This window comes from Kineococcus indalonis (assembly GCF_009906395.1).
GTDB lineage: Bacteria > Actinomycetota > Actinomycetes > Actinomycetales > Kineococcaceae > Kineococcus > Kineococcus indalonis.
The window spans coordinates 1-1,504 of record NZ_JAAALM010000729.1 but is presented as its reverse complement, the minus strand read 5'-3'; the positions used below and the strand labels follow the sequence as shown (position 1 = coordinate 1,504).

Below are 1,504 nucleotides of genomic sequence, written 5' to 3'. Positions count from 1 at the left end.
GGCGGGTGGCGCGGTGGGCGGTGCCGGTTCGCCCGCACCCGTCCGGCTCAGCTATGGTTGTCCGCGGTGTCCGGGCATCCCCGGCGCCGGTCGACGCCCCACCGCGGTCGTCGCCCCTCCACCCCTCACGACCCCAGGAGTACCCCGTGGCTGCCACCTGCGACGTCTGCGCCAAGGGCCCTGGCTTCGGCAAGAGCGTCTCGCACTCGCACCGGCGCACCAACCGCATGTGGCTCCCGAACATCCAGCGGATCCGGGCCACCGTGAACGGCACGCCGAAGCGGCTCAACGTGTGCACCTCCTGCCTGAAGGCGGGCAAGGTCACGCGCTGACCCTCCGCGCACAGCACGAGCCCGCGGGGCCGGTCCGGACGGACCGGCCCCGCGGTGCGTCCGGGCCCGGCACCCCGCCAGGGGTGCCGGGCCCGTCGCGCTGCGCCCCGGAACCGCTGCGGCGCGGTCGTGGCGGAGCGGTGGCGCAACGGTGGTGGCGGGCGGGGTCAGCGACCGCGGAAGTGGTCCCAGCCCACGCCGGTGCCGGACCAGGGCCGGCCGTCGACGAGCACCGGGTGCTCCCCCGCCGCGGCCACGCGCCCGACGACCTCGTAGCCGTCCGGGCGGCGCGCGGCGGGCGGGAAGCACGCCAGCAGGCCGTGGTCCTCGCCGCCGGTGAGCACCCACGCCTCGGCCGCCGCGGCGCCGGCGCCGGTGGCCGCGGCCAGCGCTGCCGCGCCGGCGCCCAGCGCGGTGCCGGCCAGGTGCAGGTCGAGGGTGGCGCCGCTGGCGGCGGCGATGCGGCCGGCGTCGCGCAGCAGCCCGTCGCTGACGTCCATGAGGGCGCTGGCCCCGGCGTCGGCGGCGGCCGGGCCGAGGTCCACGGGCGGCACGGGGCGCCGGTGCGCGGCGAGCAGCCCGGGCACGGCGCCCGGTCCGGCCAGGAGGCCGGCGCGCAGCAGGTCCAGCCCGGCGGCGGAGCGGCCGGGGGCGCCGGCCAGGGCGACGACGTCGCCGGGGCGGGCGCCGGAGCGCAGCACGGGCGGGCGGCCGCCCAGGTCGCCCAGGGCGGTGACGGCGACCACGACCTCGGAGGCGCCGGAGAGGTCCCCGCCGACGACGACGGCGCCCAGCGCGCGGCACGCCGCGGCCGCGCCGGCGGCGAAGTCCTCCACCCAGGCCACCTCCAGCTCGCGCGGCAGGCCCAGGGCGATGAGCAGCCCGGTGCAGGTGGCGCCCATGGCGGCGACGTCGGCGACGTTCTGCGCCACCGCCTTCCAGCCGACGTCGGCGCCGGTGGACCAGTCGCGGCGGAAGTCGCGCCCCTCCACCAGCACGTCGGTGGTCGCCACCACGCGGGCGTCGGGGGCGGCCACGAGCGCGGCGTCGTCGCCGGGCCCCAGCAGCGCCCCCCCGGGCAGCACGGGCAGCAGGCGGGCCAGCAGCTCCGACTCGTCGAGGTCCCCGACCCGCACAGCTCTCCCCGCTCCCCGCGACGGCCGGCCCGGTGC

Annotated in this window: 2 protein-coding genes; one reads left to right on the top strand and one right to left on the bottom strand. The window is 80.2% G+C overall.

Annotated features, from left to right (window positions below):
* Positions 1 to 146 precede the first annotated feature (146 nt).
* Entirely contained in the window at positions 147 to 332 is a 186-nt protein-coding gene (rpmB, locus tag GTR00_RS20640; protein ID WP_166613400.1) for a 50S ribosomal protein L28, read from the top strand.
* Between the two features lie 167 nt (positions 333 to 499).
* Here the strand turns inward: rpmB and GTR00_RS20635 are convergent, their stop codons facing one another.
* Positions 500 to 1,468 carry a thiamine-phosphate kinase gene (locus GTR00_RS20635; RefSeq protein WP_166613399.1) on the bottom strand — a complete coding sequence of 323 codons (969 nt, stop codon included), beginning with the start codon at positions 1,466 to 1,468 and terminating at the stop codon, positions 500 to 502.
* Between the last annotated feature and the right edge of the window lie 36 nt (positions 1,469 to 1,504).